The 22,642-nt window shown below is 71.5% G+C and carries 19 protein-coding genes; 13 read left to right on the top strand and 6 right to left on the bottom strand.

Annotated features, from left to right (window positions below):
* Positions 1–11 precede the first annotated feature (11 nt).
* Entirely contained in the window at positions 12–836 is an 825-nt protein-coding gene (locus Aeryth_RS11795; protein ID WP_202967665.1) for a siderophore-interacting protein, read from the top strand.
* Positions 837–846: 10 nt separating this feature from the next.
* Here Aeryth_RS11795 and Aeryth_RS11790 read toward each other — a convergent pair whose 3' ends face one another.
* A complete protein-coding gene (locus Aeryth_RS11790; protein ID WP_202967664.1) occupies positions 847–2,127 on the bottom strand; it encodes a DUF6716 putative glycosyltransferase in 1,281 nt (426 codons plus the stop codon).
* Between the two features lie 209 nt (positions 2,128–2,336).
* Here Aeryth_RS11790 and Aeryth_RS11785 point away from each other — a divergent pair, with 209 nt between their 5' ends.
* The 3 genes from Aeryth_RS11785 to Aeryth_RS11775 are packed head-to-tail and all read left to right on the top strand — an operon-like array spanning position 2,337 to position 5,825.
* Positions 2,337–3,596 carry an acylneuraminate cytidylyltransferase gene (locus Aeryth_RS11785; RefSeq protein ID WP_083516416.1) on the top strand — a complete coding sequence of 420 codons (1,260 nt, stop codon included), beginning with the start codon at positions 2,337–2,339 and terminating at the stop codon, positions 3,594–3,596.
* Positions 3,589–4,482 carry an N-acetylneuraminate synthase family protein gene (locus tag Aeryth_RS11780; protein WP_067858869.1) on the top strand — a complete coding sequence of 298 codons (894 nt, stop codon included), beginning with the start codon at positions 3,589–3,591 and terminating at the stop codon, positions 4,480–4,482. The genes Aeryth_RS11785 and Aeryth_RS11780 overlap by 8 nt, the downstream gene beginning before the upstream one ends.
* On the top strand, positions 4,479–5,825 hold the full coding sequence (locus Aeryth_RS11775; RefSeq protein WP_067858866.1) for a DUF6716 putative glycosyltransferase: 1,347 nt from the start codon (positions 4,479–4,481) through the stop codon (positions 5,823–5,825). The genes Aeryth_RS11780 and Aeryth_RS11775 overlap by 4 nt, the downstream gene beginning before the upstream one ends.
* A gap of 32 nt (positions 5,826–5,857) precedes the next feature.
* Here Aeryth_RS11775 and rfbB read toward each other — a convergent pair whose 3' ends face one another.
* The gene (gene rfbB, locus Aeryth_RS11770; RefSeq protein ID WP_067858863.1) at positions 5,858–6,859 is read right to left on the bottom strand and encodes a dTDP-glucose 4,6-dehydratase; all 1,002 of its coding nucleotides are present in this window, start codon (positions 6,857–6,859) and stop codon (positions 5,858–5,860) included.
* Positions 6,860–6,997: 138 nt separating this feature from the next.
* On the opposite strand from rfbB, the gene Aeryth_RS11765 reads away from it, so the two are divergent.
* Positions 6,998–7,858, top strand: coding sequence for an ABC transporter permease (locus tag Aeryth_RS11765; protein WP_067858860.1), 861 nt, complete (start codon positions 6,998–7,000; stop codon positions 7,856–7,858).
* Positions 7,858–8,628, top strand: a complete 771-nt coding sequence (locus Aeryth_RS11760; RefSeq protein ID WP_236749730.1) for an ABC transporter ATP-binding protein — start codon at positions 7,858–7,860, stop codon at positions 8,626–8,628. Before Aeryth_RS11765 ends, Aeryth_RS11760 begins: the two co-directional genes overlap by 1 nt.
* Before the next feature lie 45 nt (positions 8,629–8,673).
* On the opposite strand, the gene Aeryth_RS11755 is transcribed toward Aeryth_RS11760, so the two are convergent.
* Positions 8,674–9,681: a glycosyltransferase family 2 protein gene (locus tag Aeryth_RS11755; RefSeq protein WP_083516415.1), complete on the bottom strand. Its 1,008-nt coding sequence runs from the start codon at positions 9,679–9,681 to the stop codon at positions 8,674–8,676.
* Between the two features lie 161 nt (positions 9,682–9,842).
* On the opposite strand from Aeryth_RS11755, the gene glf reads away from it, so the two are divergent.
* Positions 9,843–11,000 (top strand): UDP-galactopyranose mutase, encoded by a 1,158-nt coding sequence (glf, locus tag Aeryth_RS11750; RefSeq protein ID WP_067858856.1) that lies wholly within the window; start codon positions 9,843–9,845, stop codon positions 10,998–11,000.
* Positions 11,001–11,084: 84 nt separating this feature from the next.
* On the opposite strand, the gene Aeryth_RS11745 is transcribed toward glf, so the two are convergent.
* On the bottom strand, positions 11,085–12,911 hold the full coding sequence (locus tag Aeryth_RS11745; protein ID WP_067858853.1) for a hypothetical protein: 1,827 nt from the start codon (positions 12,909–12,911) through the stop codon (positions 11,085–11,087).
* A 223-nt stretch (positions 12,912–13,134) separates the two neighbouring features.
* Between Aeryth_RS11745 and Aeryth_RS11740 the strand changes: the two genes are divergently transcribed.
* From Aeryth_RS11740 to Aeryth_RS11730, 3 genes are read left to right on the top strand one after another with little or no spacing between them, the layout of a single operon-like run.
* The gene (locus Aeryth_RS11740; RefSeq protein ID WP_067858850.1) at positions 13,135–14,358 is read left to right on the top strand and encodes a glycosyltransferase; all 1,224 of its coding nucleotides are present in this window, start codon (positions 13,135–13,137) and stop codon (positions 14,356–14,358) included.
* 2 nt (positions 14,359–14,360) lie between these two features.
* Positions 14,361–15,596, top strand: a complete 1,236-nt coding sequence (locus Aeryth_RS11735; protein WP_067858847.1) for a polysaccharide pyruvyl transferase family protein — start codon at positions 14,361–14,363, stop codon at positions 15,594–15,596.
* Entirely contained in the window at positions 15,586–16,557 is a 972-nt protein-coding gene (locus Aeryth_RS11730; RefSeq protein WP_067858844.1) for a lysylphosphatidylglycerol synthase domain-containing protein, read from the top strand. The genes Aeryth_RS11735 and Aeryth_RS11730 overlap by 11 nt, the downstream gene beginning before the upstream one ends.
* 18 nt (positions 16,558–16,575) lie before the next feature.
* On the opposite strand, the gene Aeryth_RS11725 is transcribed toward Aeryth_RS11730, so the two are convergent.
* Entirely contained in the window at positions 16,576–18,486 is a 1,911-nt protein-coding gene (locus Aeryth_RS11725) for a glycosyltransferase (protein WP_067858842.1), read from the bottom strand.
* A 100-nt stretch (positions 18,487–18,586) separates the two neighbouring features.
* On the opposite strand from Aeryth_RS11725, the gene Aeryth_RS11720 reads away from it, so the two are divergent.
* Positions 18,587–19,291, top strand: coding sequence for an IspD/TarI family cytidylyltransferase (locus Aeryth_RS11720; protein ID WP_067858840.1), 705 nt, complete (start codon positions 18,587–18,589; stop codon positions 19,289–19,291).
* Between the two features lie 21 nt (positions 19,292–19,312).
* On the opposite strand, the gene Aeryth_RS11715 is transcribed toward Aeryth_RS11720, so the two are convergent.
* On the bottom strand, positions 19,313–20,293 hold the full coding sequence (locus Aeryth_RS11715) for a glycosyltransferase (protein ID WP_067858839.1): 981 nt from the start codon (positions 20,291–20,293) through the stop codon (positions 19,313–19,315).
* Between the two features lie 61 nt (positions 20,294–20,354).
* Between Aeryth_RS11715 and Aeryth_RS11710 the strand changes: the two genes are divergently transcribed.
* Entirely contained in the window at positions 20,355–21,701 is a 1,347-nt protein-coding gene (locus tag Aeryth_RS11710; protein WP_067858836.1) for a TrkH family potassium uptake protein, read from the top strand.
* Positions 21,694–22,368, top strand: coding sequence for a potassium channel family protein (locus tag Aeryth_RS11705; protein WP_067858832.1), 675 nt, complete (start codon positions 21,694–21,696; stop codon positions 22,366–22,368). Before Aeryth_RS11710 ends, Aeryth_RS11705 begins: the two co-directional genes overlap by 8 nt.
* The last annotated feature ends 274 nt before the right edge of the window (positions 22,369–22,642 follow it).

The raw sequence follows: 22,642 nt of genomic DNA, 5'->3' as shown, positions 1-22,642 counted from the left end.
AGGCTACCTGCGTGTCCGTGTCGCACCCCGCCCATCTGACCGTGCTCGACGTGCAGGACGTGGGGCCGCACCTGCGCCGCCTCGTCCTCGGCGACGGCGACGTCGCGCGCGGCTTCGACGCGCTCGCCGCCCGGTGGTCCGGATGGGCCGACTCCTACGTCAAGCTCGTGTTCCTGGCCGACGGGGTCACCTACCCCGACCCGCTCGACCTCGACGAGGTGCGGACGAGCCTTCCGAGCGACGTCTGGCCGGTGCTGCGGACCTACACCGTCCGTCGGCTCGACCTCGAGGCCCGCGAGCTCTGGGTCGACGTGGTGCTGCACGGCGACGAGGGCGTGGCCGGCCCGTGGGCGGCGCAGGTGCGTCCCGGCGCGACCATCCACGTCCGCGGTCCCGGCGGCGCCTACGCGCCTGACCCGGCCGCCGACCACCACCTCCTCGTCGGCGACGAGTCGGCCCTGCCCGCCATCGCCGCGACCCTGGAGGCGCTGCCCGCCGGAGCCCGCGCCACCGTGTTCTGCGAGGTCGACGGCCCCGACGACGAGCTCGACGTGCACACCGTCGCCGACGTCGACCTGCGCTGGCTGCACCGCGGTGAGGCCGCAGCCGGCACGACGACGCTGCTCGACGACGCCGTCCGGGCGTGGCCGTGGCCTGAGGGACGGGTCCAGGCCTTCGTGCACGGTGAGTCGCGGCTGCTGAAGACCGTGCGCCCCTACGTCCGCGAGCGCGTCGCCCGAGGCGACCTGTCGGTGTCCGCCTACTGGCGGCTCGGCGCGACGGAGGAGGGGTTCCGGCGCTGGAAGGCGGAGCAGCGCGCCGTCGAGCCCGGCTGAGTCGTCGGTCTCACCCCAGGGGGCGGTGCTCCCGCCACCAGCGCCGGACCGGCTTCTGCACCGCGGGCGGCACCCACTCGAACCCGACGTGGACGGCGGCGCCCTTGGCCAGTCCGTGCGTGCGGGTGCGGCGCTCCCAGGCCGTCGGGGGTGCGGGTCGTCCGCCGTCGCGCTGCTCGCGGTGCAGCGCGAGGGCGCTGCGCAGGTAGGCGGAGCGCAGCGCGTCGCGCGAGGGTCGCTCGCCCGTGGCGAGCAGCTCCTCCACCCGGTCCACCACGGCCACGGCCGGCGCGACGTCGCGTCCGCCGAACCAGCTGTCGACCCAGTCGGGGTCGGGCGTGCCGAGGTCGTCGGCGTCGACCTGGTCGAAGGTGCGCAGCAGGCCGGAGTCGAGGAGCACGTGGTTGCCCAGCCGCTCGTGCACGCCGAGGTCGAGCACCAGCGCGACACGACGTCCGCGGTCCACCGCCTCGAGGCAGGCCGTCGACGACACCGTCACGAGCAGGTCGGCCTCCTCCAGCAGCTCCGGCACCGGCCGGTACGTGACGGCGAAGTTCGGCGGCAGGTCGTCGTGGGCGAGCAGGTCCTCCGGGTGGTGGTGCATCCGGTGGAAGGTGCCCTCGCCGCGGCGGTGACGCGGCTTGAGCAGGACCTGGCGGTCCGGGTGCCGGCGGGCGTGCTCGGCGAGGCGTCGGTACAGGTGCAACCGGTCGACCGGGCTGGCCGGGACCGTCGGCTGGTCGGCGAACAGCACCGTGCGCACCGGTCCGGTCTGCTGCGGTGCGGGCGAGGTGCTGAGGATGGGCAGCCCCGTGAGCAGCAGGTTGCCGGGCGCGATGTCGAGCCGTGACGCCACGTGCAGGAAGTGCTCGAGCTCGTGGCGCGCGTTGACCGCCACGACGTCGGCCGCGCACCGGTCGAGGTAGCCGGCGGTGATCTTCTCGATGATCACGCCCACCCAGCCCGCGACCACGACCGGGCGCGGTCCGTCGCCCGCGGCCTCGGCGAGGTCGAGCGTGAACCGGTGCACGGAGGGGCCGGAGAGCGCGAAGACCACCACGTCGTGCGCCTGCGCCAGCGCGACCAGGTCGTCGTCGGGGACGACGTCGACGGTGTCGACCCCCGTCGCCGCGATCTGCGCGGGTGACAGCGTGGCCATGCTGCGCGGCGCCACGACCCGGACCTGGAAGCCTCGGTCGCGCAGCTGCGTCCAGAGCGCCGCGGCCCACTTGAGCTGGGAGTCGAACGCCGCGACGACGAGCGCGGTGGGGGAGTCTGTGGTGTCGTGCACGTAGGCACGCTAGCCCCGGCGACGGCGCTGCTCCGAGGCCGAGCGGCCGCCTGCGGGCACTGTTGTCCGGGGGTTCGTCGGTGCTTCACCGGATGTCCACCGCCTCGTCCCACAACCCTCTTGACGGGGTCGGGACGCCACGCGACGTTCGCCGAACCTGCCCTGTTCGTTCACCTGCGCGTCGGGCCGGCTCCCTAACGTCTCGTCCTATGACCCTCCACCACCCCCTGCCCGTGCGCCGTCGTGCGGACCCGGGCGACGCCAGCGTGTGCGCCATCGTCCCGGCACGTGGTGGGTCCCGGGGCGTCCCGCGCAAGAACCTGCGCCCGGTCGGCGGCGAGCCGCTCGTCGTGCGGGCCGTCCGCACCCTGCGCGCGGTCGACGGCATCGACCACGTGGTCGTCACGACCGACGACGCCGAGATCGCCTACGCGTCGCGCTCGGCGGGTGCCCGCACGGTCGACCGCCCCCAGCAGATCGCCGGCGACACGGCGAGCTCGGAGTCGGCGGTGGCCCACGCGCTCGACCACCTCGAGTCGATCGGCCGGCTGCCCGACGTCGTCGTGTTCGCCCAGGCCACGAGCCCCTTCGTCGACCCGGCGCGCGTGGCGGAGGCCGTGGCCCTGGTCCGCGACGGCGACCACGACGTCGCGTTCAGCGTGGTCCGCACCCACGCGCACCTGTGGCGCCACGGCGAGCACGGCCCCGAGGGCGTCAACCACGACATGCACCGTCGGCAGCGCCGCCAGGACATGGAGCCGCAGTTCCAGGAGACCGGCGCCTTCTACGTCATGCGGACCGAGGGCTTCCGCCGGCACGGCCACCGCTTCTTCGGCCGGGTCGCGATGGTCGAGGTCGACCAGGCCGACGCGCTCGAGATCGACACCGAGCAGGACCTGCGCCTCGCCGAGGAGCTGCTGCAGCACCGACGCGCGGTCGGCTCGGACCCGTCGGCGTCGCCCGTCGCGGCACACGTCGTCGTCACGGCCTTCGACGGCGTGCACACCGACGGCCGGGTGGCGCTCGACGCCCACGGTCGCGAGACGGCCCTCGTGCACCGCGCCGACGGCGAGGGCGTCGAGCGGCTGCTGCGCTCGGACCGACCCGTCGTGGTGCTGACCGACGGACCCGACGCGGTCGCGGCACGCCGCGCCCAGGCCCTCGGTGCCGTGCACCTCGAGGGCACCCCCGACAAGCTCACGGCCCTGCGCACGTGGGCGCGCGAGCACGACGTCGCGCTGCAGGACATCGCCTACCTGGGCCACGACGTCACCGACGTCGAGGTCCTGGCTGCCGTGGGCTGGCCGGTCGCACCGGCCGATGCCCACCCGGCCTGCCGGGTCGCCGCACGCCACGTGCTGCGTCGACCCGGGGGGCAGGGCGCGGTGCGCGAGCTCGCGGACCGCGTGCTCGCGGCGAAGGACTCGTCCGTCACGGACACGACACAGGAGGGACCGGATCATGGCTGAATGGGTGAAGATCGGCGACGCGATCGTCGGACGGAGGCGTCCCACGTACGTCATCGGCGAGATCGGCATCAACCACAACGGTGACGTCGAGGTGGCGAAGGAGCTCATCGACGTCGCCGCCCGCGCGGGAGCGCAGGCCGTCAAGTTCCAGAAGCGGACCCCGCACATCTCCACGCCCGAGGACATGCGTCACGTCGTGCGGCAGACGCCGTGGGGCGAGATGACCTACCTCGACTACCGCTACCGCGTGGAGTTCGAGGCCGAGCAGTACGCGCAGATCGCGGCGCACGCCGCCGACCGCGGCGTCGACTGGTTCGCGTCGCCGTGGGACGTGCCCGCCGTGGAGTTCCTGGAGGAGCTCGGCGTCTCGTGCCACAAGGTGGCCTCGGCGTCGGTGACCGACCTGGAGATGCTGGCCGCCCTGCACGAGACGGGCAAGCCGATCATCCTGTCGACCGGCATGAGCACGCTCGAGCAGATCGACCGTGCGGTCGAGGTGCTCGACACCGACCAGCTCGTCATCCTGCACGCGACGTCGACGTACCCGCTGCCGGCCGAGGAGGCCAACCTGCGGACCATCCACACGCTGCAGGAGCGCTACGGCGTCCCGGTCGGGTACTCCGGCCACGAGACCGGCCTCGAGATCTCCGTCGCGGCCGTCGCCCTCGGCGCGGTCGCGGTCGAGCGGCACATCACGCTCGACAACGCGATGTGGGGCTCGGACCAGGCGGCCAGCCTGGAGCCGCAGCCGTTCGTCGACCTCGTCCGCGACATCCGCACCGTCGAGCTCGCGCTCGGCGACGGCGTCAAGCGCGTCATGCCGGGCGAGCACAAGCCGATGGCCCGCCTGCGGCGCCACACGGACGCGGTCATCGCCGCCTCGTGAGCCAGGCCGACGTCGTCCGGGTGCTGGTCCTCTGCGACACCGACTCCTACGTCAAGTGGGGTGCGGCGCTGGGGGACCGGTTCCCGGACGACTGGCGCGTGGACCTGGTGGTCGCCCGCAGCACGGCGGCGCCGAGCGCCTCGCAGCTGGCCGACGCGCTGGCCGGGACCGCTGCCGCCGGCAGCAGGCCCGACGTGGTCGGACTCGCCGACCTACGGCGACGTCTGCAGTCCGAGCGCCCTGACGTGCTCGTGCTGTCGGCGCGTGGCTGGACCGTGCAGGCGGCCACGTCGGTCGTCGACAACGTGCCCGGCCGCCCGGTGATCGTCACCGGGCTGCCGGGCGTCGGCGTGCCCGTGCTGCCCTACGGGCTCGGCTTCCGGCGGGCCGCCGACGTGTTCGTCGTGCACAGCCGCCGTGAGCTGCGCGAGTTCCGCCACGCGAGCCGGCGCCTCGAGCTGCCCGACCGCTTCGAGCTCGGCCACCTGCCCTACCTGGGGCGCTCGACGTTGGACGAGCCCGTGCCGCCGCGCGCCGACGGGCCGGTGGTCTTCGCCGCGCAGGCTCTCGTGCCCGCCTCGGCCGCGGAGCGCACGCACCTCGTCTCCCGGCTCGCCGACGCCGCCCGCGCCCACCCCGACCGCGAGGTCGTGGTCAAGGTGCGGGCCCGCCGCGGCGAGGCGCAGACCCACCACGAGCAGGTGCCGTTGGAGGACCTCGTCGAGTCGCTCGACGACCGACCGGCGAACCTCGTCGTCCGCACGGGTCCCATGCACGAGCACCTGGAGCGCGCCGGGGCGTTCGTCACCGTCAGCTCCACCGCGCTGCTCGAGGCCGTCGCGTGCGGGGTGCCCGCCGTGGCCCTCGACGACTTCGGCGTCGGGGTCGAGCAGATCAACCTGGCCCTGCAGGGCAGCGGGCTGCTGGGCTCGCTCGACGACGTGGTGGCGGGGCGCTTCGCCCACGCCGACCCGGCCTGGTGCGTCGACAACTACTTCCACGACCCGTCCGAGGACACCTGGGTCGAGCGGGTCCGCGGGCTCGTCGAGCAGCGACGGTCCGACGGGCTGCCGGCCTACCCCGAGCTGCCCGGGTCGTGGCGCGACGGGTTCCGGCGGATCCTCTACCGGCACTTCGCGTTCACGGACGGCACCGAGCGCACCACGCTGCTCGCGACCGTCGAGCACCGGGTCGCCGGCGCCGCGCTGTGGCTCACGCAGCGTCGCGGCCGGCTCCTGCGCCTCGTGCGCCCCGACGTGCGCGGGGGAGCGGCGCAGACGTTCGCCGCCGAGAACAGCGCCACCGCGCCGCAGGCCGAGGACGTGCGCACGCCCACGTCCTGACCGTCGGTCCCGGGGCAGGCTGCCGGCCCGGGTCAGACGTGGCCGAGCTCGCGGTAGCGGGCCTCGGTGGCCTCCTTCTGCGGCCGCCACCACGCCTCGTTCTCGCGGTACCAGTCGATCGTCGCCGCCAGCCCCTGCTCGAAGTCGGTGTACCGCGGCGTCCAGCCGAGCTCGGTGCGCAGCTTCGTGGAGTCGATCGCGTAGCGCAGGTCGTGCCCGGCGCGGTCGGTCACGTGGTCGTAGGCGTCCGAGGGCAGACCCATCAGCGTGAGGATGAGCTCGACGACCTCGCGGTTGCTGCGCTCGCCGTCGGCCCCCACCAGGTAGGTCTCGCCGATCCGGCCGTGCTGCACGATCTCCAGGACCGCGCTGCTGTGGTCGTCGGCGTGGATCCAGTCGCGCACGTTCAGGCCACGGCCGTAGAGCTTGGCCCGGCCGCCGTCGAGCAGGTTCGTCACCTGCCGCGGGATGAACTTCTCGACGTGCTGGCGCGGACCGTAGTTGTTGGAGCAGTTGCTGAGCGTCGCCCGGACGCCGAACGAGCGCACCCACGCCCGCACCAGGAGGTCCGAGCCCGCCTTCGTGGCCGAGTACGGGCTCGAGGGGTTGTACGGGGTGGACTCGGTGAACCGCTCGGGGTCGTCGAGCTCGAGGTCGCCGTACACCTCGTCGGTCGAGATGTGGTGCAGCCGGACGTCGTGACGACGTGCGGCCTCGAGCAGCGTGAACGTGCCGACGAGGTTCGTCGTGACGAACGGGCTCGGGTCGGACAGCGAGTTGTCGTTGTGCGACTCGGCCGCGAAGTGCACCACCGCGTCGGCCTGGGCGACGAGCCGGTCGACCAGCTCGGCGTCGGCGACGTCGCCCACGACGAGCCCGACCCGCGCCTCGGGGAGCCCGGCGAGGGACTCCCGGTGACCGGCGTAGCCGAGGTGGTCGAGCACCGTCACCGAGAGGTCGGTGTGGGCCACGACGTGGTGGACGAAGTTGGAGCCGATGAAACCCGCACCGCCGGTGACGAGGAGCTGCCGCATGGGCCGAGCGTACCGACTGGCGTCCCCGGGGAGGGCCCGGTCGGGGCGGCCGGTCGAGCCACGGCGTCGGGACCCGCACGCTACGATGCCGAGGGCGGAGGCTCCGCCCGTTCCCGAGTCGAAGGACCGCCCACCCCCGTGACCACGCTTGACCTGAGCGAGTTCCGCACCCCCGGCCGGGGCCGCGGGATCCTCGACGTCTTCACCTGGCGCTACCTGCTCCGTCTCCTCGTCCGCAAGGGCACGCAGACCCGGTACCGCAACTCCGTCCTCGGGTGGACCTGGTCCTACGTCAAGCCCGCGTTCCAGTTCGGCGTGTTCTTCGTGGTCATGGGCCTGTTCCTCGGGCTCAACCGCGGCGTCGACAACTTCGCCGTGTACCTCTTCAGCGGCATCGTCGTCATCAACTTCTTCAACGAGGGCTTCGGCAACGCCACGCGATCGATCCTGGAGAACGGCGCCCTGGTGCAGAAGATCTACCTGCCGCGCGAGCTGTTCCCGATCGCCGCGATCATCGTGGCCTTCGTGCACTTCGTGCCCCAGGCCGTGATCCTGCTCATCGCTTGCCTCTTCCTCGGTTGGACGCCGTCGGTCAGCGGCGTGCTGGCCATCGCGCTCGGGCTGGTCATCATCGCCGCGCTGTCGCTCGGGCTCGGGATGCTGTTCGGCGCCGTCAACGTGTCCTTCCGTGACGCGCAGAACGTGGTCGAGCTGATCCAGATGCTCTCCACCTGGGCCGCGCCGGTGCTCTACACGTGGCAGTTCGTGCGCGACGCCGTGCCGCGCTGGCTCTTCGACCTCTACATGGCCAACCCGCTGACGGCCGCCGTCGAGCTGTTCCACGCCGGCATGTGGTTCCCGACCTCCGACGGGAAGATCCCGCACCCCGAGCACCTCTGGACCAACGCGTTCATCGCGCTCGGCATCTGCGTCGTCTTCCTCGTCATCGGCCAGATGGTCTTCCGCCGCTTCGAGCGCCGATTCGCCCAGGAGCTGTGATGTCCCAGGAGACGACGTCGTCCATGCCCGGCGACACCGCCGTGCAGGCCCGCCCCAGCATCATCGTCGACCACGTCAGCAAGCAGTTCCTGCTGCGTCGGGCGCACGCCTTCAAGGAGGCGTTCGTCGGCTGGGTGCGTGGCAAGGACGTCTCGAGCGAGAAGTTCCTCGCCCTCGACGACGTCTCGTTCACCATCCACGAGGGCGAGTCCGTCGCGCTGCTCGGCTTCAACGGCTCGGGCAAGTCGACCATGCTCAAGCTCATCTCCGGCGTCATGGAGCCCGACGACGGGTCGGTGCTGGTGCGCGGACGCCTCGCCGGGCTCATCGAGGTCGGCGCGGGCTTCCACCCCGACCTCACCGGGCGCGAGAACGTGTACCTGAACGCCGCGATCCTCGGCATGCAGAAGGACGAGATCGACGCCCGCTACGACGACATCATCGCGTTCAGCGAGGTCGAGCGGTTCATCGACCAGGAGGTCAAGCACTACTCCTCAGGCATGTTCATGCGCCTGGCGTTCTCGGTGGCCATCCACTGCGAGCTCGACATTCTGCTCGTCGACGAGGTCCTGTCGGTCGGTGACGCACCGTTCCAGGCCAAGTGCCGCGCCAAGATCGAGGAGCTCTCGCGCGAGGGCAAGACGATGGTCATCGTCAGCCACGACCAGGAGATGGTGCGCCAGGTGTGCGACCGCGGCATCGTCATCCGCCAGGGCAAGCAGGTCTACGACGGGCCGATCGAGCCCGCCATCGACGCCATGATGGCCTGACCTGCCGCTGGGCGGGCCGGTGCTCGGGCGTGGCCCGAGCGGCGCTCAGTCGTGGTGCAGCCCGCGCGGGCTGACGTGCACCTCGTCGGGACGGTGCGGGTCGAGCAGCCGCTCGTCGGCGTACTGCACCAGCTTGATGCGCTCCATGGCGTCCTCGAGCAGCACCCGGTTCGTCCGCAGCATGTCGGAGATGACCAGCAGTGCCACGCACAGCAGGGCGGCGACGAGCATGCCGACGCCGAACACCAGCGACTGGATGTTGCCGGAGCCCGCACCCTGGAGGTACAGGACCAGGAACCGCACGAACGGGATCGCCGCGGCGAGGGAGAACACGAGCGCGAGCGTCGTGAACACCGCGTACGGCTTGAACATGATGTAGCTGCGGATGATGGCCTGACCGGAGCGGGCCATGTGCTGGAAGATGTTGGAGAACAGCCGCGACTCGCGGGTCTTCGGGTTCGTCCGGATCGGCACGCTCGCGATGCGCAGCCGCTTGTTGCCGGCCTGGATGATCGTCTCCATGCAGTAGCTGAACTGCGTGACGACGTTGAGCCGGATCAGCGACTCGCGCGAGTAGGCGCGGAAGCCGCTGGCGGCGTCGGGCAGGTCGGTCTCGGCCGCGTAGTTGACCACCTTGCTGCCGAAGGACTGCATGACCTTCTTGAACGGCGAGAAGTGCTCGATGGTCTTGGTCTGGCGGTCGCCGATCGCGATGTCGGCCTCGCCGCGCAGCAGCGGCTGCACCAGCTCGGCGATGCTCTGCTGCGGGTACTGGTTGTCGCCGTCGGTGTTCACGACGATGTCGGCGCCGTGCTGCAGTGCGTAGTCGACGCCGTCGCGGAAGGAGCGGGCCAGCCCCATGTTGCGGGTGTGGAACACGAAGTGCTGGACACCGTGCTCGCGGGCGACCTCGACCGTGCGGTCGCTGGAGCCGTCGTCGATGACGAGGACGAAGATCTCGTCGATGCCGTCGATCTGCTGCGGGATCGACGAGAGGACGAGGGGGAGGGTCGCCTCCTCGTTGAGGCAGGGGACCTGCACGAACAGTCGCATGAGTTCCTTCCAGGAGGCCGTGGGACGGCCCGGACGATCCTACCGGCCGGAGCACGCCGGTCCAGCCTGCGGGGCGCTGGGCGCGGCGCGTCACGCGGGTCGGACGACGTCGGGCGCCGGGTAGACTGCAGCGTCCCTCGCCACCAACGCAAGGAGTGCACATGGACGCCGACCTCGTGGTCGTCGGATCGGGATTCTTCGGACTGACCATCGCCGAGCGGGTCGCCCGTGAGCTGGGTCGCAAGGTCGTCGTCATCGACCGACGCGACCACGTCGGCGGCAACGCCTACTCCGAGGACGACCCGGAGACCGGGATCGAGGTGCACCGCTACGGCGCCCACCTCTTCCACACCTCGAACGAGACGGTGTGGGAGTACGTCAACCGGTTCACGACCTTCACCGGCTACCAGCACCGCGTGTACACGAACCACGCCGGCGTCGTGTACCCGCTGCCCATCAATTTGGGCACCATCAACCAGTTCTTCTCGGCCGCCTACTCGCCCGACGAGGCGCGCGCCGTGATCGCGGAGCAGGCCGGGGAGTTCGACACCGCGTCGGCGGCCAACCTCGAGGAGAAGGCCATCTCGCTGATCGGCCGCCCGCTGTACGAGGCGTTCATCCGCGACTACACGGCCAAGCAGTGGCAGACCGACCCCACGCAGCTGCCCGCGGAGATCATCACGCGCCTGCCCGTGCGGTACACGTACGACAACCGCTACTTCAACGACACCCACGAGGGTCTGCCCACGCAGGGGTACACGCGCTGGCTCGAGAACATGGCCGACCACCCCAACATCGAGGTGCGGCTCGGCGTCGACTTCTTCGACGCCGACCAGCCGGTCAGCAAGGCCTCGACCGTCGGGCAGGTGCCGGTCGTCTACACCGGCGCCGTCGACCGCTACTTCGACTACGCCGAGGGCGAGCTGTCGTGGCGCACGCTCGACTTCGAGCGCGAGGTGCTGCCCACGGGCGACTTCCAGGGCACGTCGGTCATGAACTACCCGGACTCGCAGTATCCGTACACGCGCATCCACGAGTTCCGCCACTTCCACCCCGAGCGGACGTCCTACCCCGACGACAAGACCGTGATCATGCGGGAGTTCTCGCGGTTCGCCGAGCGCACGGACGAGCCGTACTACCCGGTCAACACCGACGCCGACCGCGAGCGTCTGCTGGCCTACCGCACCCTCACGGAGGGGGAGCAGGACGTGTTCTTCGGTGGCCGGCTCGGCACCTACCAGTACCTCGACATGCACATGGCCATCGGCTCGGCGCTGTCGATGTTCCGCAACCAGGTCGGGCCGCTGCTCGGCGCCTGAGGCCGCGAGCAGCACCGACGACGACGCCCTCGTCGCGACCACGGTCGCGGCGAGGGCGTCGTCGTGCTGTGCCTCGGCCGGAGGTTAGGGCTGGGAGGTCAGCTCGACCCCGCGCTCGCGCAGGCGCTCCGCGACCGTCGGGTCGAGGACGTACAGCGAGTAGCCGTAGTTGTCCGAGCCGGCGATGCGCGGTGCGTCGGTGGGGTTCGTCCAGCCGTTGCACGCCACGACGGCCGGCTCGTCGCCGGTGAGCTCGTCGGTCGCGTCGACCAGGTCGACGTCGCGGTCGGCGAACCAGAACCCGACCCAGTTGGTGGCGACGTTGCGCTGGCTCGAGACCGGGCAGTCGATCAGCATCGAGACGGGCGTGTCGCCACCGTCGACGGTGTCGATCTTCTCCAGGGCCTGCTCGATCCGGTAGGGCGCGTCACGCGTCTGGTAGGGGTTGCCGTACCAGGACAGCGCCACGGCGCCGACGGCGAGGACGACGAAGAGCACGCGGGGTCGCGACGCCAGCAGCAGGATCACGACGAGCGAGACCACGACCAGCAGCGAGCCCCAGGCCCAGATCTGGTTGTCGTTCGTGAACGTCGGGAAGAGCGGCAGCCGGAACGGCTCGAGGTCGCGGAACCGCAGGAGCGGGTAGATGCCGGCGTTGTTCGCCGGGCCGTAGTTCGAGCCCCACGTCGGGACGATGCGGATCGCCCACGCGACGGTGCCCGCCACCACGACGAGCGAGAGACCGAGGCCGACGGCGGCGGTCCGCCGGTCGAGGCGGCGGATCACGGCGGCCAGCCCCACCAGCACGACGCCGGTGACGAACGGGTCGATGTAGCGCGTGTACGTCCAGGAGTCGAAGCGGGGACCGTCGGGGTAGACGTGCGACGTGGTCGACGACCACGCCACGAACGACAGCAGCGCGGCGGCCACGCCCAGGCCCCACACGAAGCCGTCGGGCCCGACCGCACGGCGCAGCCGCAGGTCCGACCACGTGTGCCGCGTGAGGACGAGCCCGCCGATGACGACCAGGCCGAGCGTCGCGCACAGCTGCGCCCACGTCTGGACCAGGGTGACGCGGGCGAAGATGCCACCGAGCGACGTCAGCTTGCCGAGCAGCGAGGTGCCCTGGCCGAAGCCGTCGACTGTGACCTCGCTGACGACGAGCCCGGCGAGCCAGGCGACGAGGCGCTGGCCCACGCCGAGGAGCACCAGGCCGACGAGCGCGGTCTGCCAGCGGCGCCGCACGAGCAGCAGCAGCCAGATGCCGGCGACGAGCACCAGCACCAGGGCCCGGGCGTGCGTGAAGTAGGCGAGCAGCGTCGCGAGGACGAACCATCCGACGTTCGGGACGGTCGGGCGGTCCCACAGCCGGTACGCCGCGACCATCGCCCACGCCGCGAACAGCGCGAGCGACTGCTCGGCGAGGACGTAGTCGGAGACGGCGGTGCGCGCGGGCAAGAGCATCACGACGCTGGCGGCGGCGACCGCCTGCGGCGTCGTGAGGCCGAGGCGGCGGCCGAGGAAGGTCAGCGGGACGACGGTGAGCAGGCCGACCAGGATGTTGACGTGGATCGCCGCGGCGTAGACCGTGGCGCCGTCCTGCGTGAACCACCAGATCGGGGCGAGGAACAGGCCCGCGCCCGGGTAGTAGCCGAGCGACAGGGTCTTGGTCACCGTCCCCTCGCCGGACAGCAGCCTCGACGCCTGCAGCACGCCGATCTCGTCGTACGGAGTGCGGGGCGCGGCGGCGGACAGGGCCACGTAGAGGTTCAGCAGGACCAGGCCGACGAGCAGGCCCACCGACACGACCCACCAGAAGCGGGCGTGGGCGGGCGTGGCGCCGGCGGGGTCGATCAGCTCGCGGTCGACGCTGCCGCGTCCGCTCTGCTGCTGCGGCGTGGTCTCGCGCAAGGCGGCTCCCTCGTCAGGTCGTGAAGATCATCGACGATGCTATCCGGCGGCCCTGCGGGGGCGCGGCGAGCCCTTCGGCGTCCCCGGGGCCGTGGGCCCGCGCTGCTAGGGTGGGGTGGCTCCGATCGTCGGTCGGAGAGCCAGCAGACCGCCCGTTCAGCGGGAGTGACAGCGAGACGAGACGGGCGTGCCGCAGCACGCCCGGGGACGGGGACGAAGCAGCGTGCACCTCCTCGTGGTCGCCTCCACCTTCCCGGCGCACGACGCCGACCCCGTGCCCGCGTTCGTCCGCGACCAGGTGATCGCCCTGCGGGCGGAGGATCCGTCGCTGCGGGTCACGGTGCTGGCGCCGCACGACCGCCGGTCGGGCACGCAGAGCTCCACCCGGCACGCCGACTACGACGAGCACCGCTTCCACTACGCGTGGCCGCGCGGTGCGGAGCAGCTGGCCGGTCGGGGCATCATGCCCACGCTGCAGGCCAAGCCCTGGCTCCTGCCGACCGTCCTCACGCTCTTCGTCGGCGAGTTCCTCGCCCTGTGGTCGTTGGTGCGCCGCGAGCGCCCCGACGTCGTCTACGCCCACTGGTTCACCCCGCAGGCCGTGGTCGCGCGCTGGGTCGGGCGGCTCACCGGCACGCCGTTCGTGTTCACCACCCACGCCTCCGACGTCAGCGTCTGGTGGAAGATCCCGTGGCTCGGGCCCCGCGTGGTCCGCTCCCACGCCGTGCGCGCCCGGCGCATCACGGCGGTGAGCCGACGCTCGATGGCCAAGCTCCGCGCGTTCTTCGACGACGACGCCTGGGCGGCGCTCGAGCCCCGCACCCGCATCATCCCGATGGGGGTCGACCTGCCCGACGCCGAGGAGCCGTCCGTCGGTCCGGGCGAGCGTGTGCTCTTCGTCGGCCGGCTGGCCGAGAAGAAGGGCGTCGCCTACCTCCTCGAGGCGCTCGCCGAGGTGCGTCGCACCCGGCCGCAGGTCTCGCTCACCGTCACCGGCGACGGGCCGTTGCGCGCCGACCTCGAGCAGCGGGCCGTCGAGCTCGGTCTCGGCGCCGACGCCGTGCGGTTCACCGGCTACCTCACGGGCGCCGACAAGGCGGCCCTCCTCGCGGACCACGGCACCTATGTGGTCCCCTCGATCATCACCGACAGCGGCGACGCCGAGGGCCTGCCGGTGGCGCTCATGGAGGGCCTCGCCGTCGGTCAGGTGTGCATCGCCACCGCCGAGAGCGGTGCCGACGACTTCCTCGTCGACGGCGAGAACGGCTTCCTGGTCGGTGAGCGCGACAGCGCCGCCCTGGCCCGGGCGCTGACCGCCGCCGTCGACCTGGACGACGCACGACGCGCACGCATGGGACACGAGGCGATGCGGACCGCCCGACAGTTCCACTGGCCCACCGTGGCCCGTGCCCATCTCGACTTCCTGTTCGCGGACGAAGGAGTGTGACCGTGGCTCGCCGCATCCTGCTGATGAACAGCGACCTCGCAGCCAACCGAGGAGACCGCGCGATCGCCGAGGGCATCGTGGCCCTGGTGCGCTCGCGCGACCCCGAGGCCCGCATCACCGGCATCTCGCAGTACCCCGAGCGCGACGGCCGGTGGTACGACATCGACGTCCTCGACATGGACTTCCAGTCGCTGTCGCCGTTCGCCTGGCTGCGGCTGCTGCGCGAGGCGCGGCGTCACGACGTCGTGCTCTGGGGCGGCGGGGAGATCCTCAAGGACTACACGAACAAGGCCGCCCTCTGGTACTGGGTGGTCAAGATGACGATGCTCTCGTTCGTCAACCGCAAGGTCGTGGGCGCGTTCCAGGGCATCGGCCCCACGCGGTCCGCGTCGAGCCGGCGGCTCATCGCCCTCGTCGTCGGCCGCTGCCGCCGCTTCATCGTCCGCGACGACGAGTCGCGCGACAAGCTGCTCGGCTGGGGCGTCGACGCCGACCGGGTGCTCGCGGCGTCGGACCCGGCCGTGCTGCCCCGCCCCGAGCCGATGTCGCAGGAGCTGCGCGCCTCGCTCGTGGCCACCTACGGCCTCGCCGACGACTTCTTCGACGACGTGGTCTGCATCGGCCCGCGCGACTGGTTCCACTACAAGCAGAGCGGGCTGCTGCCGTTCAAGTACCGCCAGGCGCTGCTGCGGCGTCTCGGTCGTGACGTCACGGTCGGCGACGAGCGGCACGAGGCCTACCTCGCGTCGCTGCGCAGCACGGTCCGCGAGGTCGCCCAGGCGTCCGGCTCGCGGCTGCTGTTCCTGCCGATGCACATGGGGGAGGCCGACACCGCGCTCTGCCACGACCTCGCGGCCGCCGTCGGCGACCTGACCCAGACCTGCGTGCTCGACCAGGACGACCTGGGGCCGGCCGAGCTGCGGTCGGTCATCTCCTCGGCACGCGCCATGGTCGGCTTCCGCCTGCACTCCAACATCATCGCGATCAGCTCCGGCGTACCGTCGATCAACGTGTACTACGTCGACAAGGGCCGGGTCTTCTTCGACCAGGTGGGCATGAGCCGGTACGCGCTCCCGATCGAGGACGCGCTCGAGGACGGCTTCGGCGCGCGGGTCGGCGGTCTGCTGACCACGCTGCTGGCGGAGTCCGACGAGGTGCGGGCCTCCCTGGAGGAGGCGACCGCGGCCCAGCGTGCGTCGGTCGCCGCGGCCTACGACGAGGCGCTCCGTGTCCTCTAGGGTCCGCCTCGCGCTCGTCACGACGTTCATCGTCCTGGTCGTCGTCTTCTTCGCGCTCTACCTGCACGACCTCGACTGGTCGGTGCTCGGCGACCTGACGTTCACGTGGTGGCTCGTCGTCCTCGCCTCGCTCGTCTCGCTCGCGTTCCGGTTCTGGGGCGTGATGATCTGGGCGCTCATCCTGCGCGACCTCGGTGCCCCGCGGCTGCCCCGCTTCCCGGTGCTCGCCGACATCTACGCGAAGGCGTGGATGGGGCGCTACATCCCGGGCACGGTCGCGTGGATCGGCGGCAAGATCTACCTGGCCAGCCAGCAGGGCATCGCCAAGAGCCGGCTCGCCGTGTCCTCGCTGCTCGAGGCAGGCATGCAGATCGTGGCGTCGATGTTCGTCGCGCTGCTCATCCTCGGCCTCGACCCGCGGCTCGACGTCATCTCCACGACGATGAAGGCGTTCATGGTGGGCCTGGCGCTCGCCATGCTGCTCATCCTCGTGCCGCCGGTCTTCAACCGCGCGACGCGCTTCGCGTTCCGGCTGATCAAGCGCGAGTCGGCGCTCGCGGAGGTCCGCACGAACGCGACCGCCACGATCCGCTCGTTCGTGCTCTACAGCATCGGCACGGTGCTGGCGGGCAGCAGCTACTTCTTCCTGACCAAGGCGATGTACCCGCAGATCAACGCGGCCGACGACTTCTGGTTCATCGTCGGCGCGTTCACGCTGGCCGGTGCGCTCGGCATGGCGACGCCGCTGCTGCCCAGCGGCATCGGCGTGCGCGACGGCGTCCAGCTCGTGCTGCTCTCGCTCATCATGCCCAGCGAGTTCGCGCTCGCGATCACCGTGGCGAGCCGGCTCTGGTCGGCACTCGTCGACCTGCTGTTCCTCGGGACGGCCGTCCTCGGACGCAAGGTCCTGGCCCGCAACGACACGGTGCCGGGCCCGGTCGCCCCGCCGCCCGCGGGCTGACCCGCCGGCGGACCGGGCTCAGCCGCGGTCGCGGCTGGTGCCGAAGGTGTCCTTCCAGGCCTCGGGCGACGTGACCTCGGGCAGCGCCTCGCGGTACTCGCGCGCCAGCCGGTCCCAGTTCTTGCGCAGCTCGGCGTGCAGGCGACGGCTCTCGCGCCACAGGCGACGGAACGTCGTCCGGTCGCGGCGGTACAGCGACTGTCCGCGTCCGTCGGCGCTGGAGATCAGGGCCGAGTCGTAGGCCGGGACGCGCCACCACGTGGCGTCGCCCTTGGCCAGCTCGACCTGCGGACGCTCGACGTTGCCCTGGGGCACCTCGGTGCGCCAGTGCCGGGCCGCGGCCTTCGCCGTGAACAGCGCCAGGCGGGGGCCGCGTGGCTCGCGGTCGAACTTCGGCGGGAACACTCGCTTGCCCTCCCACGTGTCGGGTAGCTTCTCGGGGTCGCTGATGACCTGCGTCTCGACGAAGTCGCGCGTGGCCGCGCGCAGCTCCGGCATCGTGCCGGCCATGGTCGGGTGCAGGTGGCTCGGACCCTTGAGCAGGTCGCGGATCGCGCGGTGGCGCAGGGTCGCCGCGTAGTACTGCATCGTAAGCAGGTGCTTGAGGTCGATGCGCCCGGAGTTGCTCAGCAGCTTGCCGCCGCCCGGGTGCTGCGAGTGCAGCAGGCCGGTGAGGAGGCGGTTGCGGGCGTGGTAGTACGCCTGCCAGTCCTGCGAGTCGTCCTTGTCGACCCACGACACGTGCCACAGCGCACTGCCGGGCAGCGAGACGGTGCGGTAGCCGTGCTCGCGGGCGCGCAGCGCGTACTCGGCGTCGTCCCACTTGATGAAGACCGGCAGGGACAGCCCGATCTCGCGGATCACCTGGGTGGGGATCATGCACATCCACCAGCCGTTGTAGTCCGGGTCGAGGCGCTGGTGCATCCAGGGCGTTTGCCGCAGGTTCGCGCGCCGGAAGTCGTGGCGCATCTGCTCGGGCAGCGCCGAGCGCCACATGAAGTAGTAGGTGTCGACCGTCTCCGACAGCGCGTGCAGGATCGGCTTGTCGAGCAGGTCGAACATGTGGCTGCCGACGATCGTGGGCGTACGGCAGAAGCGCGAGAACTGCACCGAGCGGCGGATGCTCTCCGGCTCCACCTCGACGTCGTCGTCGAGCAGCAGCAGGAAGTCGCTGCGCCCGGCGTCGACGGTCTCGAGCATCGCGCGCGAGAAGCCACCCGACCCGCCGAGGTTCGGCTGGTCGACGATCTGCAGCTGGTCGCCCAGCGCGGCGGCGACGTCGGGGAAGCCGGGCTGGTCGGCGACCTTCTGGTCGCCCTGGTCGACGACGTAGACGACGTCGACCTCGCGCAGCACCTCGGGCTGGTCGGCGAGCGTGCGCAGGGTCGTGACGCAGTAGTCGGGCTTGTTGAAGGTCGTGATGCCGAGGGAGGTGTTGCCGGTCCGCACCGGCTCGTCGTCCGTGCTCCAGTCGCCGCCCTCGAGCACCACCGGCTCGTCGCCCGCGACGATGTCGAACCAGTACCAGCCGCCGTCGCCGAAGTTGCGGATGGGCAGGTCGAAGACGCTCTCGGTGAGGCCGCTCAGGTCGTTGGTGGCGACCCGCTGCTGCACGCCCTGGGCGTTCGAGCGGTAGACGATGATGCTGCCCTCGCCCTGGGTGCGCACCGTCAGGCGCACCGAGCCGACGACCGTCCAGCGCTGCCAGTAGGCCGCCGGGAACGCGTTGAAGTAGCTGGCGAAGGACACCCGGCGCGACGTGCGGACCCGGAAGCGGTCGCGGCCGAGGATGTCGTTCGCGTGCGCGTCGTCGCTCACGCGCAGCGGCTTGCCCCGCACGGCCGTCCAGACCTCGGGGTCGGCGTAGAGCGGCAGGATGTCGGGGTCCCGCTCGAGGGGGAAGAGGACGCGCTGCAGCAGGTGGGGCATAGGTCAGGGGTCTCCGAGGTCGACGGTCCGCGGCCGGGCGACGGGCGGCGGCATGCGCGTCCGAGCCTAGTACGCCGGTTGCTGCGCTACGCTCACCGGCGTGGCAGAGCGTCGGACGTGGGCGATCGTGCTCGCTGGCGGGCTCGGACTGCGGGTCGGCGCCGACCGGCCGAAGCAGCTGCTCGACCTCGCCGGACGCAGCGTGCTGCAGCGCAGCGTGGCCGCCCTGCGCGACCACCCCGCGGTCGACGACGTCGTCCTGGTCGCGCCCGCCGCGTGGCGCGCAGCCGTCGAGGAGCACGTGGGGCCGGGGCTGCGGGTCGTCGACGGCGGACGCGAACGTCACGACAGCACCCGGGCGGGTCTCGCGGCCCTGCTCGGGGCCGGAGCGAGCGCGGGGGACAGGGTCCTGGTGCACGACGCGGCCCGTCCGCTCGTGAGCGCCCGCATCGTCGCCGACGTGGTGCGCGCGCTCGACGAGCACGACGTCGTCGCCGTGCTGGTCCCGACGCCCGACACGATCGTGCAGGTCGACCCGACGACCGGGCTGCCGACCGCGCCGCTCCCGCGCGCGACGCTGCGTCGCCACCAGACGCCCCAGGGCTTCACCGTGGGCGTGCTGGAGGAGGCGCACCGCAGGGCCTGCGCCGACCCGGCCGTGCAGGTCACCGACGACTGCACGCTGGCGATCGCGCTCGTGCCCGACGTCCGCGTGGGCGTCGTCGAGGGAGACCCCGAGAACCTCAAGATCACCGACGCGACCGACCTCGTCGTGGCCCGGGCGCTGCTGGCCGCGCGCCCCTAGGGGATCCCCGCCGCCGACCGGTCAGCTCGGCGGAGGCGGCACCTCGGCGGGGTCCATCGGTCGCCAGGTGCGGTCGCGCCAGATGCGACGCGACGCCCGCGCCCCGCGCACGAGGTCGCCGACGCCGTGCAGCGTGTGCTGGACGACGACCAGCCGGAAGACCTCCTTGGCGAAGGTCAGCAGCGTGCCCAGCGCGAAGCCGACCCGGTGCAGCTGCCCGTGCTCGGCGAAGTAGCGTCCCACGTAGGCGCGGTTGCGCATGACGTGGAAGCGGAAGAGCGGGCTGCCGTCGTTCAGGTGCCGCACGCCGAGGTTCACCTGCTGCTGCTCGCGCTTGCGCTGCAGCACGAACGCGTCCATGTAGACGACCTCGGTGTGCTGGGCCGCCAGCCACGCGTAGGCGGCGTCGTCCCACGTGATGAAGAAGCGGGGGTCCGGCAGGCCGATCGTGCGCACGACGTCGGCGTGGATCAGCATGCCCTCGAACGTGCCCGAGTTCGTGATCGCGTAGCCCTCGTCGTCGAAGGTGCGCCGGAAGCCGTACGGCAGCGGCACGCCGAGGAACTGGTTGAACTTGGCCTGCCAGTAGAACGGCGAGCCGTCGAAGTCGTAGCGGCGGCCGTGGATGACGCGGAACCGCTCCATCGCGGGCGCGAACCGCTCGAGCGCCTCGGGCAGGATCTCGACGTCGTCGTCCATCAGCCACACCCACTCCGCGCCCAGCTCGAGCGCGGTGCGCGTGCCCTCGCAGAACCCGCCGGACCCGCCCGTGTTGGTGTCGAGGCGGCGGTCGACCAGGACGCCCTCGGGGAACCAGCCGGCGGCCTCGGCGACGACGTCGGGGGTGTCGTCGGTGCTGGCGTTGTCGACGACCACGATGCGCCACGGCGGCACGGTGAGCGCGGTGGCGCTGCGCAGCAGGTCGGCCAGGTACGTCGACCTGTTGTAGGTGACGATGACGATGGCCAGCCGGGCGGCAGGCGAGGCGGGGACGTCGGACATCCGCGTCAGACTATCGGCCGATCCAGGCCAGGTGGCCGGGTGGGGCAGGTACCGTCGTCCCGTGCCCCGACCGAGGATCCCGGCTGCCATCGCGCACCCCGTGCGTCTGCTGCCCCTCACGTTCTTCGCCCTGGTCGTGCTCGGCACCCTCCTGCTGCTCCTGCCCGTCGCGCGCAGCGCCGAGGGTCGCGCCGACCTCGTCGACGCGTTCTTCACGTCGGCGTCGGCCGTGACGGTGACCGGGCTGGCCAGCGTCGACACCTCGACGTACTGGAGCCCGACCGGGCAGGCGATCATCCTCGTCCTCGTCGAGATCGGCGGGCTCGGCATCGTCGCGCTCGCGACCGTGCTCGGCCTGTTCATCGGCGGGCGCCTCGGCCTGCGCACGCGCCTCGTCGCCCAGGCCGACATGCACGTCGTCAACATCGGCGAGGTGCGGCCCCTGTTCCGCCGCGTGGCCGTGACCATGTTCGGGTTCCAGGCCGTCATCGCGGCGATCCTCACGACGCGGTACCGCCTCGCGTACTTCGACGACCTGCCGACCGCCCTCTGGCACGGCGTGTTCGACTCGGTGATGGCGTTCAACAACGCCGGCTTCTCGCTCAACAGCGACAGCCTGGTCGGCTACGCCGGCGACGGGCTCATCATCATCCCCATCTGCGTGGCGGTCTTCATCGGCGCGATGGGCTTCCCGGTGCTGGCCGAGCTGTTCAAGGAGTGGCGCACGCCCGACCGCTGGACGATCCACACGCGGCTGACGGTGTGGGGCTCCCTCGGCCTGCTCGTCTTCGGTGCGCTCACGTTCCTCGCGCTCGAGTGGGCGAACCCCGACACCCTCGCGCCGATGTCGGTGCACGACAAGCTGGTCACGGGCATCGAGGGCGGCATCATGCCGCGCTCCGGCGGGCTCAACAGCTTCGACTGGGGTGCCGTGTCGGGGGAGACCCTCGCCATCGGCACCATCCTCATGTTCATCGGTGGCGGCAGCGCCAGCACCGCGGGCGGCATCAAGGTGACCACGTTCCTGCTGCTCGCGTTCGTCATCCTCGCCGAGCTGCGCGGCGACCCCGAGGTCACGGTCGGCAACCGGTCGGTCGGCCCCGCCGTGGTCCGCACGGCGCTCAGCATCGCTCTGCTCTCGGTGATGCTCGTGACGTCGATGACGCTGCTCATCATGATCCTGACCGACTTCCCGTTCGACGAGGTCCTGTTCGAGACGACGTCGGCGTTCGCGACCGTCGGGCTGAGCACCGGGCTCACGCCGCAGCTGCCCGACAGCGCGAAGCTGGTGCTCGCCGTCTTGATGTTCATCGGCCGAGTGGGCACGATTGCGGCGGCGTCGGCGTTCGTCCTGAGACGGCGTGCACCGCGCTACCACCTTCCCGAGGAGCAACCGATCATTGGCTAAGAAGAAGGACACCGCACCCAATGCGCCCGTCATCGTCCTCGGGCTGGGTCGCTTCGGCACCGCCGTGGCGCGCTCCCTCGTGCACCTGGGGCACGACGTCCTGGCCGTCGACGAGCGTCCGGAGATCGTGCAGCGCTACGCCAGCGACTTCACGCACGTCGTCGCCGCCGACACCACCGACACCGAGGCGCTGCGCCAGATCGGCGCCGAGCAGTTCGAGGTGGCCGTCGTCGGGATCGGCACCGACATCGAGGCGAGCGTGCTGACCGTGCTCGGCCTGCTCGACCTCGGCGTCAAGGAGGTGTGGGCCAAGGCGATCAGCGGCAAGCACGCCGCCATCCTCGAGCGCGTCGGCGCCACCCACGTGATCCGGCCGGAGTCGCAGATGGGCAAGCGCGTCGCCCACCTCGTCACCGGCACCATGACCGACTTCATCGAGTTCGACGACGGCTTCGCCATCGCCCGCACCCGCGCCCCCGAGTGCACCGTCGACCGTACGCTCACCGACTCCGACGTGCGCCGCAAGTACGGCGTCACCATCGTCGGCGTGAAGACCCGCGGCCAGGACTTCACCTACGCCCAGGCCGACACCTTCGTCACCACCGGCGACGAGCTGATCGTCTCCGGCCCCACCTCCAAGGTCGAGGAGTACTGCGCGCTGGGGTGAGGGGCTGCTGCTGCGTGCACGCGGCTCCTCGCTCGACCTGCGGCTGCGTCGGCGCGGCTTCTCGTGGACCTGCGCTCCGCCAGGGCTTCGACCGGGCGGCTGGGAGCGGCGCTGGTCCGGGGTCTCCGGCTGCGGGTTGGTGTTGAGGGTCGAGCGGTGGGTCTGCCACTGGATCGTCGTCGGCGGTGGATCTGCCACCTTCTGAGCGCTGTACAGGTGGAGAATCCACCGCCGGCAGGGCCAGACGTGGCAGAGGTTCTCGCTTCTCGTGGAC

Origin of the sequence: Aeromicrobium erythreum, assembly GCF_001509405.1 — a bacterium.
GTDB classification, from domain to species: Bacteria; Actinomycetota; Actinomycetes; order Propionibacteriales; family Nocardioidaceae; genus Aeromicrobium; species Aeromicrobium erythreum.
This window is presented reverse-complemented; position numbering and strand designations above follow the sequence as displayed.

Coding starts and splice junctions, on each gene's coding strand:
- Aeryth_RS11725 (WP_067858842.1), bottom strand. CDS start 18,486: ATGCCCCACCTGCTGCAGCGCGTCCTCTTCCCCCTCGAGCGGGACCCC.
- Aeryth_RS11755 (WP_083516415.1), bottom strand. CDS start 9,681: ATGCGACTGTTCGTGCAGGTCCCCTGCCTCAACGAGGAGGCGACCCTC.
- Aeryth_RS11715 (WP_067858839.1), bottom strand. CDS start 20,293: ATGTCCGACGTCCCCGCCTCGCCTGCCGCCCGGCTGGCCATCGTCATC.
- rfbB (WP_067858863.1), bottom strand. CDS start 6,859: ATGCGGCAGCTCCTCGTCACCGGCGGTGCGGGTTTCATCGGCTCCAAC.
- glf (WP_067858856.1), top strand. CDS start 9,843: ATGGACGCCGACCTCGTGGTCGTCGGATCGGGATTCTTCGGACTGACC.
- Aeryth_RS11760 (WP_236749730.1), top strand. CDS start 7,858: ATGTCCCAGGAGACGACGTCGTCCATGCCCGGCGACACCGCCGTGCAG.
- Aeryth_RS11785 (WP_083516416.1), top strand. CDS start 2,337: ATGACCCTCCACCACCCCCTGCCCGTGCGCCGTCGTGCGGACCCGGGC.
- Aeryth_RS11780 (WP_067858869.1), top strand. CDS start 3,589: ATGGCTGAATGGGTGAAGATCGGCGACGCGATCGTCGGACGGAGGCGT.